This window comes from Nocardia sp. NPDC050799 (assembly GCF_040654015.1).
GTDB lineage: Bacteria > Actinomycetota > Actinomycetes > Mycobacteriales > Mycobacteriaceae > Nocardia.
The window spans coordinates 66,501-81,933 of the sequence record NZ_JBFAHF010000014.1 but is presented as its reverse complement, the minus strand read 5'-3'; the positions used below and the strand labels follow the sequence as shown (position 1 = coordinate 81,933).

Genomic DNA, 15,433 nt, shown 5'->3' with positions numbered 1-15,433 from the left:
CGCCGAACGAATGAGAACTGTGGAAGGAGGAGCACCGTGGCGACTTTGACCGATTTCCGGAAACTCGGCGACAGTGTTCGCAACTGGGGGCGCTGGGGCGCGGCCGACGAGCTCGGCACCCTGAATTTCATCACCCCCGCCAAAGTCGCCGCCGCCGCGCGACTCGTGCGGCACGGGAAGGTGTTCCCCCTCGGTATCGATTTCGGCTCCTCCGGTCCGCAGGGCGCGTTCCAGTTCCGGCAGAACCCGACGCATCTCATGACGGTCGACGGCGGCGACGCCGAAACCCTCGTCCAGTACGGCCCGAAATGGCTGCGCAATTCGGTGGCTGGTCAGCTGAGCGGATTCTTCGAGGACAATCCGTTCCGTTTCAACGACGATATGGTCGTCATGCCGTTACAGGCGGCGACGCAGTGGGACGCGTTCTCCCACGTCTATTACGACGACAAGCTCTACAACGGTTTCCCCGCGAACTCGGTGACCAGCCTGGGCGCGTTCCACTGCGGTATCGACAAGGTCGACAGCAAAGGGATCACCAGCCGCGGTGTGTTGCTGGATCTGGTGAAACATCGTGGTGCGGAGACATTTCTGACCCCCGGTGAACCGATCACGCCGGATGAACTGGACGAGGTGGCGTCACGTCAGGGCGTAACCATCGATTCCGGCGATATCGTGCTGGTCCGCACCGGCTGGTGGAACCGTTTCCTGGAAGCCGGCGACGGCACCGAACCCTATTCCGGCCTGGACTGGCGCTGCGCGCAGTGGCTGCACGAACACGAGATCGCGGCGGTGGCGGCGGACAATCTGATGGTCGAGGATCCGGTCTCCGGTGTCACGGGCACCTTCCTGCCGATGCATATGCTCTGCCTCCGCGATATGGGACTCATGCTCGGCGAATACTGGGATTTCACCGCGCTGGCCGCCGATTGCGCCGCCGACGGTGTCTACGAATTCCAGTTGATCGCACCGCCGTTGCGCGTCGTCGGGGCCGTGGGTTCGCCGATCAACCCGATCGCCATCAAATAGGAGGCCGGTCATGTCCGTGGGAAGCACAATGGTGGATCGCACAGAACTCGGCGCCGCGACGCGGCCGTTCGTGGTGGGACTCGGCGGGACGCTGCGAGCGAACTCCTCGACCGAGCGCGCCCTCCGGCACTGCCTGGACGAGGTCGAGCGCCGCGGCGGCCGCACGGCGCTGTTCAGCGGCGCGGAAATCAATCTGCCCATGTACAACCCGCACGATCCCGCCCGCACCCCGCAGGCGATCGCGCTGGTCGAGGCACTGCGCGCCGCCGACGCGGTGATCGTCGGATCCCCCGGCTACCACGGCGCCATCTCCGGTCTGGTGAAGAACGCGCTGGACTACGTGGAGGATATGCGGACCGATCCCACGGTCTACCTGGACAACAAACCCTGGGGTTGCATCACCTGCGCCTACGGCTGGCAGGCCGCGGTCGGCACCCTGGGCCAGTTGCGCGGGATCGGTCACGCGCTGCGCGCCTGGCCCACTCCCATCGGGGTGGCGATCAATTCGGCGGACAAGATCTGGGACGACACCGGGGCCGTGGCCGACCCCGGAGTACGTGGTCAGCTCGAGCTGCTGGCCGCGCAGGTGCTCACCAGTGCCAAGGCAATCGGCGGCACCGTATGAGCGACTCGGGTCGGGAGGAGGCCGGAGAGCGCGACCACGGAGGGACCCGGGTCGTGCCGGAAGGCCGCAGCACAAGCGGGTCGGATAGGGAGGCGCCCGTGGCGCGTGGCCGTGGCGAATCCTCGGCGGTACGGGATGAGAGCACGAGAGAGCCGGCAAAGCGAAACCACGGAGAGTCCTCGGCCGGATTCGATGGCCACAGGGCGAGCGGGTCGGATTCAGCGCCGGCCGCGGAGCGTGCTCATACAGGGCCCGCGGCCGGGATCGAGGGACACAGCACGAGCGAGCTCGGTCCGGGTGCGGTGACGAGGCGGAACCATCGAGAGTCCTCGGTCGGCCTCGGTGGACACAGCACAAGCGAATCGGGTCAGGGGCCGGAAGCGGAGCGTGGCGGTGCAGGGCGCGCGGGCGTCCTGGATCGGCACAGCACGAGCGGTTACCTGCACCGCACACTCGTGGTGGACGGACTACACACACATTTCCTGGAGGCGGGCGCGGGCGAACCGGTCGTCCTGCTGCACGGGGGCGAGTTCGGGGCGAGCGCCGAAATCTCCTGGGAAAAAACTATTTCGGTGCTCGCCCAGCATTACCACGTCTTCGCGCCCGATATGCTCGGCTTCGGTGAATCGGCCAAGGTCGTCGATTTCACCGACGGCCGGGGGCTGCGTATCCGCCACATCGCCCGGTTCTGCGCGCTGCTCGGCATCGAATCCGCTTTTTTCGTGGGCAATTCGATGGGCGCGGTGAATCTGCTGGCCGATACCACCGCCGATCACCCGGCGTTGCCGGTACGCGCCATGGTGACCCTCTGCGGCGGCGGGCAGATCCGGGCCGGCGAGCATATGCAGGCCCTCTACGATTTCGACGCCACCTTGCCCGCCATGCGCCGGATCGTCACCGCGCTGTTCGCCTCGCCCGCCTATCCGGCCGACGGGGACTATGTGCGCCGCCGGTTCGACTCGGCGACCGCACCCGGCGCCTGGGAGGCGATCGCGGCCGCGCGGTTCCGGCGTCCCGACGCCCCGCCACCGCCCGGCCCGGGTGACCGCCCGTTCGAGCGGATCCGGGTCCCGACCCTGGTGGTCGAGGGCGGCGCCGACAAACTCCTGCCCCCGGGCTGGGCCGCCGGACTCGCGGCCCGTATCCCGGACGCCCGTTCGGCCGTCGTCGACGGGGCCGGGCACTGCCCGCAGCTGGAACGACCCGAAGCGGTCAACGCGCTGCTCCTGGACTTCCTGGACCGGCATTCCCCGGCCTCCGGCTACGCGCGGAGCGGATGAACCGCAGGCTCCGCGCGGGACCCACGGGACTACGGAAAGTCGTGACGAGAGGAATTCAGGGCATGGGCAACGAGTTGGCGGGCAAGGTCGCGGTGGTGACCGGCGGCGCGACCGGGCTGGGCAGCGCCATGGTCGAGCGGTTCGTGGCCGAAGGGGCCCGGGTGGTGGTGGGTGATCTCGACGCCGAACGCGGCGCCGTTGTGGCCCGGCGCTGTGGCGCGGGCGCGCTGTTCCGGACCACCGATGTCGCCGACCCCGACCAGATCGCCGCACTCGTCGAGTGCGCGGTGGAACGCTTCGGCGGCCTGGACATCATGTGCAACAACGCCGGGATCTCCGGGACGATGCACCGCAGCATTCTGCACGACGATTTCGCCGACTTCCACCGGGTGATGTCGGTCAATGTGCTCGGCGTCATGGCGGGAACCCGGCTGGCCGCCCGGCATATGTCCGAGCACGGCGGCGGCTCGATCATCAATCTGTCCTCGGTGGGCGGAGTGCAGGCAGGCGGCGGGGTGATGACCTACCGCGCTTCCAAAGCGGCGGTCATCCATTTCACGAAATCCGCGGCGATCGAACTGGCGCAGTACGACATCCGGGTCAACTGCCTCGCCCCCGGCAATATCCCCACCGATCTGCTCGCCAAGGCGTCCACCACCATGTCGCCGGAGAAGGCGGAGCGGATGACGCGAGCCATGCGGGAAATGATGAACCAGGACCGCCCCCTGCCCCGTGAGGGCACACCGGAGGATGTCGCCGAAGCGGCCGTCTACTTCGCCGGCGACCGGTCCCGCTATCTCACCGGGACGGTCCTGACCGTCGACGGCGGCACCACCGCGGGTAAACCGCTGCGCACTCGCCGACCAGATTCGGCGGCCAACGGTTCCGCCTCCGCCCCGGCGGGATCGTCATGAGCCGGCCGAGTCGCGATCATCACACCAGAAAGAGGACGTCATGAAAGTGACTGTCGAACAAGGGAAATGCATTGCCGCCGGGCATTGCGTGATGGCGGCGGACGCGGTGTTCGATCAGCGCGAGGACGACGGCATCGTCGTTCTGCTGGACGAGAACCCGCCGGACGAGCTCGCCGATGAGGTGCGCGAGGCCGCCGCCGTGTGCCCCGCCATGGCCATTCACGTCCACGAGGAGTAGCAGTGTCGAATTCTTCCGGAGCCGAGACACCCACCCAGGCCGCACCGGACCCTGCCGAAATCCTGGCCTATCCGCAGGACCGGGCGCCCGGCTGCCCGTTCGCGCCGCCACCCGAGGTGCTCGGCCTGATCACCGAACGTCCGCTGAGCCGCGTGCGCATCTGGGACGGCAGTACCCCGTGGCTGGTCACCGGCTACGCCGAACTCAAATCGCTCATGTCCGATCCGCGGATCAGCGTCGACGATTCCCAGCCGGGTTTCCCGCACTGGAACGAGGGCATGCTCGACCTGGTCAGCCACCGCGCCAAATCGGTGTTCAACACCGACGGTGCGGAGCACAGCCGGTTCCGCCGGATGATGACCAAACCGTTCACCGTCAAACGCGTCGATGCCCTGCGTCCGGCCATCCAGCAGATCACCGACGACCATATCGACGCCATCCTGGCCGGCCCGCGGCCCGCCGACCTGGTGGAAGCGCTGGCGCTGCCGGTGCCGTCGCTGGTGATCAGCGAAATGCTCGGCGTGCCCTACGAAGACCACGAGTTCTTCCAGCAGCATGCGACCACCGGTGTCTCCCGCTACGCCACCAAGGAGGAATCGGCCAAAGGCCGGGTCGGCCTGGCCCGGTACCTGATCGACCTGATCAAGGCCAAGATGGAGAACCCGGCCGAGGATATGGTCACCGAACTCGCCGAACGGGTCACCGCGGGCGAGATCTCCATGAAGGAGGCCGCCCAGATCGGCACCGGGGTACTCATCGCCGGGCACGAGACCAGCGCGAACATGATCGCGCTCGGCACCCTCGCCCTGCTCGAGAACCCTGACCAGCTCGCCCTGCTGCGCGATACCGACGATCCCAAGGTCGTGGCGAATGCGGTCGAGGAACTGCTGCGCTATCTGAGCATCATCCAGAACGGCCAGCGCCGGGTCGCGCGCGACGATATCGAGATCGGCGGGCAGACGATCAGGGCCGGCGACGGTGTGATCATCGACCTCGCCCCGGCCAACTGGGATCCCGCCCAGTTCCCGGAGCCCGGCAAACTCGATCTGACCCGCCCGGCCCGCCTGCACGTCGGATTCGGTTTCGGACCGCACCAGTGCGTCGGTCAGCAGCTGGCCCGGGTGGAACTGCAGATCGTCTTCACCACGCTGCTGCGCCGGATTCCCACCATGCGCCTGGCGATTGCGGTCGAAGACGTCGAATTCAAACACGACAAACTCGCCTTCGGCGTGTACCGCCTACCCGTCGCGTGGTGACCACGCCGCACAACTCCCGGAGAGGAGACGACCTGTGACGACCAGCGCGCCCAGCGACGTCTACTACGACCCCTACGATGTCGAGCTGAACGCCGACCCGTATCCCATGTTCAAACGGCTTCGCGACGAGCGACCGCTCTACTACAACGAAACCCACGATTTCTACGCGCTGAGCCGGTTCGCCGATGTCAATGCCGCGCTGATCGACAAGGACACCTTCAGTTCGGCGCGCGGCGCCATCATCGAACTCATCAAGGCGAATATCGAGATCCCGCCGGGTGTGCTCATCTTCGAGGATCCGCCCGTCCACACCATGCACCGCAAGTTGCTGTCGCGCATGTTCACCCCGCGCAAGATCGCCGCGCTGGAGGAGAAGGTGCGCGAGTTCTGCCGGCGCAGCCTCGACCCGCTCGTCGGCACCGGCCGCATCGATTTCATCGCCGACCTGGGCGCGCAGATGCCGATGCGGACCATCGGCATGCTGCTCGGCATTCCCGAAGAAGACCAGGAGGCGGCCCGGGATCTCGCCAACGACAGGATGCGTACCGAAGAGGGTAAGCCGATGGAGGTCTCGACGGAGGCCCTGGCCAACGGTGAACTCTTCGAGAAGTACATCGACTGGCGGGCCGAGAACCCCTCCGACGACATCATCTCCGAGCTGCTGAATGTCGAGTTCGAGGACGAGACCGGTACCCTGCGCCACCTGACCCGCGCCGAAGTGCTCACCTACGTCAATGTGGTGTCCGGGGCCGGTAACGAGACCACCACCAGGCTGATCGGCTGGGCGGGCAAGGTCCTCTCCGAACATCCCGACCAGCGCCGCGAGCTCGTCGAGAACCCATCCCTCATCCCCGCCGCCATCGAGGAACTGCTGCGCTATGAACCCCCCGCGCCGCACGTGGCACGCTATGTGACCCGGGATATCGAATTCCACGGCACGACGGTGCCCGCGGGCAGCGCCATGATGATGCTCATCGGCGCCGCCAATCGCGACCACCGGCAATTCGCTCCCGACGGCGACGTGTTCGATATCCATCGGGAAGCCAAGCCGCATCTGGCGTTCAGTGTGGGCACCCACTTCTGCATGGGTTCGGCCCTGGCGCGATTGGAAGGCCAAATCGCGCTGGAGGAGATACTGAAACGCTTCCCGGAGTGGGAGGCCGACGCGTCGAACGCCAAACTCTCACCGACCTCCACAGTGCGCGGCTGGGAGAGTATGCCGGCCACGTTCTGAGGGGAGCCGACTGCCGGGGCGGGCGTGATAGCGCTGGGTTGGTCGAGCGCTTCCTCTTGCCCGGGACGCTGCCGGGTTCGGGCTCGGCGGCCTCAGAGGGTCGATACGTGGCGTTCCAGCACGGTGAGAATCGTCGCGCGGCCGACGGACCCGTGCGGCGTGACCGCGTCCAGCAAGAGACCGGAGACCAGCGCGGCGAGATGCGCGGCGGCAGCGGCCGGGTCGGCGGTCCCGGTCGCGGCCACCGCGTCGGTGAGTACCTGCCGCAGATCCGCGCCCATCTGCCGGACCACCGGCCCGAACGCCGGGTCGAGCCGGGAGGCGGCGATGATCTCCAACAGGACGACCGCTTCGCGATGGCGCTCCTCGTCCAGCGGCACCAGTTCCGCGAGCACGGCGAGCAGGTGTCGGCCGGCCGCCCCGCGGTCCCCTTTCTCGGGTGCGGGATGGCGGGTGAGCCGCCGCCCCATCCGGTCGCCGACTTCGGTCGCCACGGCCACGACCAGCGATTCGTGGTCGGCGAAGTAGTGCCGCACCGACCCCACGTTCAGATCGGCCTCCACTGCGACCTTCCGGAAAGTCGCGGCGGCGATACCGCCGCGCACGATCAGGCGCAGCGCGGCGTCGACGATATGGCGGCGGCGCGCCTCGGCATCTACTCGGACCGGCACCGCCACAGTCTAGAAAATCGGTTCAGGTTTCTATCACAGGTGTGATAGAAAACGGTCGCTTGCGATACCGACTTGTGGAAGGGACCGATGATGGACGAGGCCGCGGCGATCGCCGCCAACCGGGCGAACTGGGACGACCGCGCCGAGGTCCACCGGCGTTCGCGGATGTATGACGTCGATGCCTTTGTGGCCGATACCGGGCGAATCTCCCCGGTGGTGCGCAACGATCTGGCGGCGCTGTCCGCGCATCTGCCGGAATCCGGGGTACGGGATCGGTCCCTGTTGCATCTGCAGTGTCATATCGGCATCGACACACTCTCCTGGTCCCGCCTGGGCGCGATCGACGTGTACGGGCTCGACTTCTCGCCCAACTCGCTGAGCCACGCCGCGCGGATCGCGCAGACCGCCGGCCACGAGATCACCTTCGTGGAAGGTGACGCACGATTCGCCTCGGTGGTGCTGGACCGCCGGTTCGATCTCGTAGTCACCAGTGCCGGAACCATCGTGTGGCTACCCGAATTGGACGACTGGGCGCGATCGATCCACGACCTCCTCGAACCCGGTGGAGTGTTTCTCATCCGCGACGACCATCCGATCCTCGGATCCATGGAATTCGAACCCTGGCAGATCACCGACGACTATCTGGGCGGCGGCGGTCACCACACCTACATCGAATCGGGCAGCTATACCGAGGATTCGGCCGGGCAGATCGCGCACGACGCCGTGTCCGAGTGGCGGCACGGATTGGGCGAGGTGGTCGGCGCGCTGCTGCGGGCGGGGCTGCGGATCGTCGCGGTCGAGGAACTGCCCATCATGGACTGGCCCGCCTTCCCCGACCTCGTGCCGTGCCCGCAGGGGTGGACGTTGCCGCCCGGGGCGCCACGGATCCCGCTGAACTTCGCCGTCGTGGCGACCCGGGCGTGATGTCTCCGAAGTCAGCTGGTCGGCGACCCGGCGAGGGTGCCCCGGACGGTTGCCGTCGTCTCCGAGGTCTTTGCGCGCGTAGCGTCGGCAGTGACCTCGCAACCCCGCGCCGATCCCCGCCCATTTCAGGTGGTGGAAGCGATGGCCCGCGTTGAGCGCGAGTACATGGGTCAACGGGCCGACGCGATAGTCCGCGTTGGAGTGTTGCAGAAGTAGTTGCACCGCCACGGCCAGCGACAGTGCCGCCGCGACCGGCACCGGGACTCCGGCCAGCAACAGGGGGGCGACGCCGGCGACCGTTTCGACGGTCTGGTGCAGGGGGTGTTTCATCAGTCCGTTGAGGCCGTAGAAGCGGGTGACGCTGTGGTGTACGGCATGGAACCGCCACAGCAGCCCGACCTTGTGGCTGGCGTAGTGGGTGAGGGTGATCCCCAGGTCGGCGACCGGGATCGCGATCAGCACCTGAACGACGAACGGCCGGTGCGTGGGCCAGATCCCGTCGCCGGGGACGAGGGCGGCCAGTGCCGGCACGGCGAGAACACCGGCCAGGACCAGGGTTTCGTTGACGGGCAGTGTTGCGCGGTACGGCGGCCGGCCCGACCTCCATCGCCTGACCGGGGCAGCCACACCGACGGCCGGACTCTCCCCGAACTCCACTGTCCGCGGCCGGACCAACTACTCGGCCGCCGAGGCCGGGATCGTGGGGCTCACCGAGGCGGCGGCCAAGGAGATGGTTCACCGCGGGGTGCGGATCAACGCGCGGCCGGGCGAACATCACCGCCCGCACGTCCTGGCGGTCGGTGACGGGTCTCGGCCCCCGGTACACACGCACTTCCCGGATCGGAGCCCGATAAGACAATGGGTGGTGGGGCGGCGCACCCGCTGATATCTGGCGGTAGTCATCGCTCGGGGCTCTACGCTGGGCTGATGTTCTTCATCTTCGGTTTCGGCACCAAGCGGCGCAACCTCGGCCCCGGCGGAACCCGGACGTGCCCACGCTGCCACAACACGACGCAATGGATGCGGGTACGCGAGTTCAAGCAGTTCACGGTGTTCTTCGTTCCGGTCGCGCGCTGGAAGCGCCGCACGCTCGAGGTGTGCGGCATCTGCGGCACCGCGGTCGAAGCCTGAGTCGAGGCGCCGGCCGTGATCGGCGCAACGCCGTGCGGTGAGCTCCGGTCGATCGCCGCCCGGGGCGGCTCAGTCGAGGAACATATCCGGGATCGGGTTGGTGCCGCCGCCGTATTCCGACAGGTCGGTCCGGCCGGATTCGATGAGGGCGGCGGCGTCGATATAGCAGTTGCCGGTGTTGTACCGCGCCTCGCGGGACAGGATTTCCGCAGCGGCGTCACCCATGATCCGCGGATCCCGCGACCGCTCCAGCAGGTCCGAACCGTAGGGCAGATTCGCCACTGCCGAGGTCGCGATATAGGTCTGCGGCCACAGGCAGTTCGCCGCGATCCCGGCGTCGGCGTACTCCGCCGCCCAGCCGAGGGTCAGCAGGGTCATACCGTATTTCGAGAGGGTGTAGGAGGGGTGTGCGCCGAGCCAGCGTGGGCTGGTGTTGAACGGCGGCGCGACGGTCAGGATGTGCGGGTTCGGTGCCTGCCGGAGGTGGGGTAGGCAGGCGCGGGTCAGCAGAAAGGTGCCGCGCAGGTTGATCTGCTGCATCAGGTCGAACTTCTTGGCCGAGAGCTGCTCGGTGGGGTCGGTGGCGATGGCGCTGGCATTGTTCACGCAGTAGTCGATGCGGCCGAACCGTTCGAGCGCGGTCTCGACGACCCGCTGGACATCGGCTTCCGCCCGCACATCGCCGACCACCGCGGCCGCTTTGCCGCCGGCCGCCTCGATCTCCGCGACCGCGGTGTGCACGGTGCCCGGCAGCTTCGGATGCGGCTCGGCCGTTTTGGCCAACAGGACCACGTTGGCGCCGCGGCGGGCGGCCGACAGGGCGACGGCGAGGCCGATGCCGCGGCTGGCGCCGGATATCACCAGGGTCCGGTCGGTGAAGATCTGCTGTTCGGTCGGCATGTCACTCCTGGTCGATTATGCGTTCGCGTGAAGCGGTATTGGCATTCTCATTTTCTGCAAGTATCGTATTCAACGATGAACGACGCAGTCCATACCTCCTCGGGTATCCCGCTCGATCCGGTCTACGGACCGGCCGACCGGCATACCGAACCGCCCGCGCCCGGCGCGTTTCCGTTCACCCGGGGCAACTACGCCACCGGATACCGGGGCCGGCTGTGGACCTTCCGGCAGTACTCGGGATTCGGCACGGCCGAAGAGTCCAACCGGCGCTATCGCTACCTGCTGGACCAGGGCGGCACCGGCCTGTCGGTCGCGCTGGACCTGCCGACGCAATGCGGTTACGACTCCGACGATCCCGAAGTGGGGGAGGAGGTCGGCCGGGTCGGTGTCGCGGTCGACACCCTCGCCGACGCCGAGATCCTGTTCGACGGCATCCCGCTGGACAAGATCAGCACCAGTTTCACCATCAACGGCACGGCCGCGATCCTGCTCGCTTTCTACGTCGCCGCGGCGGAGAAGAAAGGCGTCCCCCGGGAGAAGCTCACCGGCACCATCCAGAACGACATCCTGAAGGAATACGCTTCACGCGGCACCTGGATCTGGCCCCCGCAACCCTCGCTGCGGCTCATCGCCGACACCATCGAGTTCTGCGCCGCCGAGGTCCCGCGGTTCAACGCGATCTCGGTGGCCGGCGCGCATTTCCGTGATGCCGGGGCGACCGCGGTCCAGGAGATGGCCTTCACGCTGGCCGACGGGGTGACCTACTGCGATACCGTCGTCGAACGCGGCCGGATGAGTATCGAGAAGTTCGCCCCGCAGATCTCGTTCTTCTTCTACACCCACGGCGATTTCTTCGAGGAGATCGCCAAATACCGGGCCGGGCGCCGCCGCTGGGCGACCATCGTGCGCGAACGCTACGGTGCCACCTCGGACAAGGCCTCGATGTTCCGTTTCGGCTGTGTGGCCGGCGGCGCATCCCTCTATGCGCCGCAAGCGCAGAACAATCTCGTCCGGATCGCCTACGAGGCGATGGCGGCGGTGCTCGGCGGTGTGCAGTCGATGTTCACCGCGGCCTGGGACGAACCGTTCGCACTGCCCAGCGAGGAATCGGCGACCATGGCGCTGCGCACCCAACAGATCCTCGCCTACGAGACCGGGGTGACCCGGGTGGCCGATCCGCTCGGCGGCTCGTATTTCGTGGAAGCGCTCACCGATAAGACGGAAGCGGCGATCCAGGAGATCATGGCCGACCTGGAGAACCGCGGCGGGATGGTCCGGGCCATCGAGGACGGTTATCTACAGGGTCTGATCGCCGACGAAGCCTACAAGCTGCACCAGGAGATCGAATCCGGCGCCAAACCGGTGGTCGGGGTGAACAAGTTCGTCTCCGACGAACCGGCCCCCGAGATCTCCACCTACGAACTGGATTCCGACGGCCGCGAAACCCAGTTGAAACGGCTGGCCAAGGTGAAGGCCGAACGCGACACCGCCGCCGTCCGCGAGACCCTGGCAGCGCTGTCGCGGGGCGCCGAAGGAGACGACAACCTCATGCACCGCTTGATCGACTGCGCGAACGCCTACTGCACCGTGGGTGAGATGACCGCCGCCCTGAAATCGGTCTGGGGCGAATTCCAGCAGCCGGTGGTGTTCTGATGACCGCGCGGGTACTGGTCGCCAAACCCGGTCTCGACGGCCACGATCGCGGCGCCAAGATCGTCGCCCGCACCCTGCGCGACGCCGGATTCGAGGTGGTCTACACCGGGATTCGGCAGCGTATCGAGGACATCGTGTCCATCGCCGTCCAGGAGGACGTGGCAGTGGTGGGCCTGAGCATCCTGTCCGGCGCGCACGTCGCCCTGACCCAGCGCGTGGTCGACGCCTTGCGCGCGGCCGACGCCGCCGATATCGCGGTCGTGGTCGGCGGCACCATCCCGCAGGGCGATATAGCGAAATTGCGGGCCGCCGGCGCCGCGGCGGTTTTCCCGACCGGTACCCCGCTGGACGTACTGGTCACCGAGATGCGTGCGCTCACCGGGACACCGGCGCCGCCCCCGACCTGACCCCCGGACGCCGCGTCGTCCGGGCCCGGAGCCGCCGCCGTGACGGTGGGCGGCGGCTCCACCCGAATCATGAGAGTGGAGGAATCGTGCGGATCGGCGTGATGATCGGACCCGAGCGCGGCGACACCGCGCGCAAGGCCGCCCGGATGATCGACGACATCGAATGGGCCGAAGCGGCCGGTATGGACACCGCTTGGATTCCCCAGATCCCCACCGATTTCGACGCACTGGTCACCGTGGCCCTACTCGGCGCGGTGACCGAACGGATCGAACTCGGCACCGCGGTGGTCCCGCTCCAGGCCCAGCACCCCATCGCCCTGGCCCGCCAAGCCCTGTCCGCGCACGCGGTCGCCGGCGGCCGGCTCGCCCTCGGGGTGGGGCCGTCGCACCACTGGATCGTGCAGGACATGCTCGGCCTGCCGTACGAGAAACCGGCCGCCTACACCCGCGACTACCTCGAGGTCCTGAACCCCGCCCTGACCGGCCCCGGCACCATCGAGGTGTCCAACGGCAGCTTCACCGTGCACAACCCCCTCGACCTCGGCCCGGTGGCGCCCCTGCCGGTCCTGGTCGCGGCGCTGGGCCCGGTCATGCTGCGCATCGCGGGCGAACACGCCGACGGAACCATCCTGTGGATGGCCGACGAACGCGCCATCGCCGACCATATCGCCCCCCGCATCACCAAAGCCGCCGCCGACGCAGGCCGCGGCGCACCGAGAATTGTTGCCGGACTACCTATCTGCCTGTGCGCGTCCGGCGATATCGCCACTGCTCGCGAGCGCGCCAACCGCATCCTGGGTGAAGCCGAGGTCTCCCCGAACTACCAGCGCCTGCTGGAACAGGGCGACGCCCGCGATATCGGCGATATCTGCCTCGCCGGCGACGAGGACGCCATCGCCGCCGGCCTACGCCGCTACGCCGAGGCCGGCGCCACCGACCTGTCCGTCCGCCTGCTCCCCATCGGCGACACCCGCGACGAACTGATCGCCTCCAAACGGCGCACCCGCGAGATGATCGCGGAGATCGCTAAGGACCTGCGATGATGCGATACCTCCGCCTTGGTCGGGGCCGCCGCGGATCGTATGAACCCACTCCGAGGGAGCTCCGATGATGCGATACCTCCGCCTTCGCTGCGGCCTCCGCGGGCCGTATGAACCCAGTGCAGGGGAGCTTCGATGATGGGGTGGGTTCGCATTCGCTCTGGTCTCCGTAGGCCGTATGAATCCGCTTCGAAGGGGTTGCTGTGAGTACCGGGCCGCTGGCCGGTATCCGGGTGCTCGAGGTGGGGACCATGCTGGCCGGCCCCTACGCCACCATGATGCTCGCCGACCTGGGCGCCGACGTGGTGAAACTCGAACCGCCGGGCGGCGATATCTCGCGCAAGGTCGGTGATTCCTATTTCGCCAGCCTCAACCGCGGCAAACGCAGCGTCTGCCTGGATCTGACCGCCGAGGCCGGGCAGCGCCGCCTCGGCGAACTGGCCGCGGATGCCCACGCGCTGCTGGTGAACCTGAAACCCTCCGCCATCCGCAAACTCGGACTCACCTACGAGGCGCTGCGCCGATACAACGACCGGATCGTCTGTGTTGCACTCACCGGTTTTGGTCTCGACAACGGCGACGATCCCGCATTCGACTACGTCGTCCAGGCGGCCACCGGTGTCGCCGCGCTCACCGGCGATCCCGCCGGACCGCCCACGCTGCCCGGGTATTCCTCCGCCGACAATTCCACCGGCCTGACCGCCGCGCTGGGGTTGCTCGCCCAGATCGTGTCGGGGCGGGGTGGGCAGATCGATGTCTCCTTGCGCGATGTGATGCTGTCCCAGCTGAACTATCACGCCGCCGCCTACCTCGACAACGGTGTGGAACCCCAGCGTCGCCCTTTCGGCGCCCATTCGTATTACGTCCCGGCCCAGCTTTTCCCGACCGCCCAGGGGTACCTCGCGCTGTTCATCACCCACGACGGGTTCTGGAAGCTCTTCGCGGATGAGGCCGGGCTGGCCGGCTTCGAGACCATGGCCGAACGGGTGAGCAGCCGGGAATCCGTTCTCGGCATGGTGACCGCCGTCCTGGCCACCGATACCGCGGCGTCCTGGGAGGCGCGGTTACGGCCGCTCGGCGTCCCCGCCGCGGCGGTACGCACGCTGCCGGAGGCACTGGAGGCGACTCCGGACATGGTCGTGGAGGCCGGGGAACACCGTCTCATCGGCTCGTCGATACATGTGGCGGGGTGGACCCCGGACTACCGGCCACCACCCGGCCTGGGCGAACACGACGCGGCCGCTGACAACTGAACAGCGGCGTAGTACCGCGGCGACCCGACCTCGGTGCGGTGGTGGATCGGCAGCCGGACTCTTACTGCGGAGCCGTCCACGTCAATCCTGCTGCGATGGCGGCCTCGCCGAGTCGTTTGTCGTAGGTGACCAATGCGGTCAGGTCAGCGGCGAATTCGAGAGCGGTGGCCAGGTGGATCGCGTCCAAGCTGCGGATCGTGGTCGGCGCCACCGCTGCCGCGTTCGCGCGGACTATCCCGTCGATTTCCACCATGTCCACTCGCGCGAGGACCCCGGGCACATGGACCAGGTCGGTCGGTGCGGCAGCCCTTACCGCGCGGACCAGTTCGACCTCGACCAGGGCAGATGCGACCCAGGGGCTGTCGGTCTGCTGGTCGAGCCAGCGGACTAGTGCATCCGTCTCGGCTTCCGGGTGGGCCAGTTTGACCAGCGCGCTGGTGTCGAGATACAGCATCAGTACCGCTCGCCGTCGCGCAGATCCTGTAGCGCCGCGCTGCCGCGGCCCTCGAGATCGGCGGGTTCTCCGGCAAGGCGGCGCCGAAGCTCGGTCAGCAGGTCCGACCGGCCACGCGACGCGGGCCGCATCCGGCCTTCGGCAGTCATGCGGGCCCGCGCGTCGTGGACCGGATCGACCGGGACGATCCGGCCGATGATTCTGCCGCGTTCGGTGATATCGACTGTCTCGCCCGCCTTGACCAATGCCAGTGTCCGCGCGGTGTGATGGGACAGTTCACGAATCGGAATAGCGCTCATACCCGGATTGTGTCACAAAAATGTGTCACAAGTTGTCCTGTCTGGTTGCATGGCCGAAATGGATCACAGAAATATCTGCGCCGCGGGCAGCGGTGAGCCATTCGTGCACCTCGCGGTTCCGTCGCACC

At 67.6% G+C, this 15,433-nt stretch carries 17 protein-coding genes and 2 pseudogenes; 14 read left to right on the top strand and 5 right to left on the bottom strand.

Features of this window, described 5'->3' with window-relative positions; all coding sequences use genetic code 11:
* Nucleotides 1-36 precede the first annotated feature (36 nt).
* The 7 genes from AB0H42_RS16625 (at nt 37) to AB0H42_RS16595 (ending at nt 6,573) form a co-directional block, all read left to right on the top strand.
* Nucleotides 37-1,026, top strand: a complete 990-nt coding sequence (locus AB0H42_RS16625; protein WP_357056266.1) for a cyclase family protein — start codon at nt 37-39, stop codon at nt 1,024-1,026.
* Between the two features lie 10 nt (nt 1,027-1,036).
* On the top strand, nt 1,037-1,651 hold the full coding sequence (locus AB0H42_RS16620; protein ID WP_357056263.1) for an NADPH-dependent FMN reductase: 615 nt from the start codon (nt 1,037-1,039) through the stop codon (nt 1,649-1,651).
* 440 nt (nt 1,652-2,091) lie between these two features.
* Nucleotides 2,092-2,931, top strand: a complete 840-nt coding sequence (locus AB0H42_RS16615) for an alpha/beta hydrolase (protein WP_357056498.1) — start codon at nt 2,092-2,094, stop codon at nt 2,929-2,931.
* Between the two features lie 62 nt (nt 2,932-2,993).
* Nucleotides 2,994-3,845, top strand: a complete 852-nt coding sequence (locus AB0H42_RS16610; RefSeq protein ID WP_357056495.1) for an SDR family oxidoreductase — start codon at nt 2,994-2,996, stop codon at nt 3,843-3,845.
* A 40-nt stretch (nt 3,846-3,885) separates the two neighbouring features.
* Nucleotides 3,886-4,083, top strand: coding sequence for a ferredoxin (locus AB0H42_RS16605; RefSeq protein WP_030521171.1), 198 nt, complete (start codon nt 3,886-3,888; stop codon nt 4,081-4,083).
* A 2-nt stretch (nt 4,084-4,085) separates the two neighbouring features.
* Complete coding sequence (locus AB0H42_RS16600) at nt 4,086-5,339, top strand: cytochrome P450 (RefSeq protein ID WP_357056260.1); 1,254 nt, start codon at nt 4,086-4,088, stop codon at nt 5,337-5,339.
* A 34-nt stretch (nt 5,340-5,373) separates the two neighbouring features.
* Nucleotides 5,374-6,573 (top strand): cytochrome P450, encoded by a 1,200-nt coding sequence (locus tag AB0H42_RS16595; RefSeq protein WP_357056257.1) that lies wholly within the window; start codon nt 5,374-5,376, stop codon nt 6,571-6,573.
* Between the two features lie 92 nt (nt 6,574-6,665).
* Here AB0H42_RS16595 and AB0H42_RS16590 read toward each other — a convergent pair whose 3' ends face one another.
* Entirely contained in the window at nt 6,666-7,244 is a 579-nt protein-coding gene (locus tag AB0H42_RS16590; protein WP_357056254.1) for a TetR family transcriptional regulator C-terminal domain-containing protein, read from the bottom strand.
* 90 nt (nt 7,245-7,334) lie between these two features.
* Between AB0H42_RS16590 and AB0H42_RS16585 the strand changes: the two genes are divergently transcribed.
* A complete protein-coding gene (locus AB0H42_RS16585) occupies nt 7,335-8,168 on the top strand; it encodes a class I SAM-dependent methyltransferase (protein WP_357056492.1) in 834 nt (277 codons plus the stop codon).
* Between the two features lie 108 nt (nt 8,169-8,276).
* On the opposite strand, the pseudogene AB0H42_RS16580 reads toward AB0H42_RS16585, so the two are convergent.
* Nucleotides 8,277-8,834 (bottom strand): annotated as a pseudogene (locus AB0H42_RS16580) (sterol desaturase family protein); the annotation flags it as partial.
* Here AB0H42_RS16580 and AB0H42_RS16575 point away from each other — a divergent pair.
* A pseudogene (locus AB0H42_RS16575) lies at nt 8,827-8,937 on the top strand (3-oxoacyl-ACP reductase); the annotation flags it as partial. The pseudogenes AB0H42_RS16580 and AB0H42_RS16575 overlap by 8 nt on opposite strands.
* 158 nt (nt 8,938-9,095) lie before the next feature.
* Nucleotides 9,096-9,299 (top strand): zinc-ribbon domain-containing protein, encoded by a 204-nt coding sequence (locus AB0H42_RS16570; RefSeq protein WP_030521162.1) that lies wholly within the window; start codon nt 9,096-9,098, stop codon nt 9,297-9,299.
* A gap of 69 nt (nt 9,300-9,368) precedes the next feature.
* Here the strand turns inward: AB0H42_RS16570 and AB0H42_RS16565 are convergent, their stop codons facing one another.
* Nucleotides 9,369-10,199 carry an NAD(P)-dependent oxidoreductase gene (locus AB0H42_RS16565; protein WP_357056251.1) on the bottom strand — a complete coding sequence of 277 codons (831 nt, stop codon included), beginning with the start codon at nt 10,197-10,199 and terminating at the stop codon, nt 9,369-9,371.
* A 75-nt stretch (nt 10,200-10,274) separates the two neighbouring features.
* Between AB0H42_RS16565 and AB0H42_RS16560 the strand changes: the two genes are divergently transcribed.
* The 4 genes from AB0H42_RS16560 (at nt 10,275) to AB0H42_RS16545 (ending at nt 14,552) form a co-directional block, all read left to right on the top strand.
* Nucleotides 10,275-11,852, top strand: a complete 1,578-nt coding sequence (locus AB0H42_RS16560; protein WP_357056248.1) for a methylmalonyl-CoA mutase family protein — start codon at nt 10,275-10,277, stop codon at nt 11,850-11,852.
* Entirely contained in the window at nt 11,852-12,259 is a 408-nt protein-coding gene (locus AB0H42_RS16555) for a cobalamin-dependent protein (RefSeq protein WP_357056246.1), read from the top strand. The genes AB0H42_RS16560 and AB0H42_RS16555 overlap by 1 nt, the downstream gene beginning before the upstream one ends.
* 86 nt (nt 12,260-12,345) lie before the next feature.
* The gene (locus tag AB0H42_RS16550; protein WP_357056243.1) at nt 12,346-13,302 is read left to right on the top strand and encodes an LLM class F420-dependent oxidoreductase; all 957 of its coding nucleotides are present in this window, start codon (nt 12,346-12,348) and stop codon (nt 13,300-13,302) included.
* A gap of 200 nt (nt 13,303-13,502) precedes the next feature.
* Nucleotides 13,503-14,552, top strand: coding sequence for a CoA transferase (locus tag AB0H42_RS16545; protein ID WP_357056240.1), 1,050 nt, complete (start codon nt 13,503-13,505; stop codon nt 14,550-14,552).
* A gap of 61 nt (nt 14,553-14,613) precedes the next feature.
* Here the strand turns inward: AB0H42_RS16545 and AB0H42_RS16540 are convergent, their stop codons facing one another.
* Both AB0H42_RS16540 and AB0H42_RS16535 read right to left on the bottom strand, forming a co-directional pair.
* Complete coding sequence (locus AB0H42_RS16540; protein ID WP_357056237.1) at nt 14,614-15,006, bottom strand: type II toxin-antitoxin system VapC family toxin; 393 nt, start codon at nt 15,004-15,006, stop codon at nt 14,614-14,616.
* A complete protein-coding gene (locus tag AB0H42_RS16535) occupies nt 15,006-15,305 on the bottom strand; it encodes a hypothetical protein (RefSeq protein ID WP_357056234.1) in 300 nt (99 codons plus the stop codon). Before AB0H42_RS16535 ends, AB0H42_RS16540 begins: the two co-directional genes overlap by 1 nt.
* Between the last annotated feature and the right edge of the window lie 128 nt (nt 15,306-15,433).

What these genes read in the sequence shown, in the direction of transcription:
- AB0H42_RS16620 (WP_357056263.1), top strand. Translation starts at nt 1,037, where the DNA reads ATGTCCGTGGGAAGCACAATGGTGGATCGCACAGAACTCGGCGCCGCG.
- AB0H42_RS16610 (WP_357056495.1), top strand. Translation starts at nt 2,994, where the DNA reads ATGGGCAACGAGTTGGCGGGCAAGGTCGCGGTGGTGACCGGCGGCGCG.
- AB0H42_RS16560 (WP_357056248.1), top strand. Translation starts at nt 10,275, where the DNA reads ATGAACGACGCAGTCCATACCTCCTCGGGTATCCCGCTCGATCCGGTC.
- AB0H42_RS16585 (WP_357056492.1), top strand. Translation starts at nt 7,335, where the DNA reads ATGGACGAGGCCGCGGCGATCGCCGCCAACCGGGCGAACTGGGACGAC.
- AB0H42_RS16555 (WP_357056246.1), top strand. Translation starts at nt 11,852, where the DNA reads ATGACCGCGCGGGTACTGGTCGCCAAACCCGGTCTCGACGGCCACGAT.
- AB0H42_RS16565 (WP_357056251.1), bottom strand. Translation starts at nt 10,199, where the DNA reads ATGCCGACCGAACAGCAGATCTTCACCGACCGGACCCTGGTGATATCC.
- AB0H42_RS16605 (WP_030521171.1), top strand. Translation starts at nt 3,886, where the DNA reads ATGAAAGTGACTGTCGAACAAGGGAAATGCATTGCCGCCGGGCATTGC.
- AB0H42_RS16540 (WP_357056237.1), bottom strand. Translation starts at nt 15,006, where the DNA reads ATGCTGTATCTCGACACCAGCGCGCTGGTCAAACTGGCCCACCCGGAA.
- AB0H42_RS16570 (WP_030521162.1), top strand. Translation starts at nt 9,096, where the DNA reads ATGTTCTTCATCTTCGGTTTCGGCACCAAGCGGCGCAACCTCGGCCCC.
- AB0H42_RS16535 (WP_357056234.1), bottom strand. Translation starts at nt 15,305, where the DNA reads ATGAGCGCTATTCCGATTCGTGAACTGTCCCATCACACCGCGCGGACA.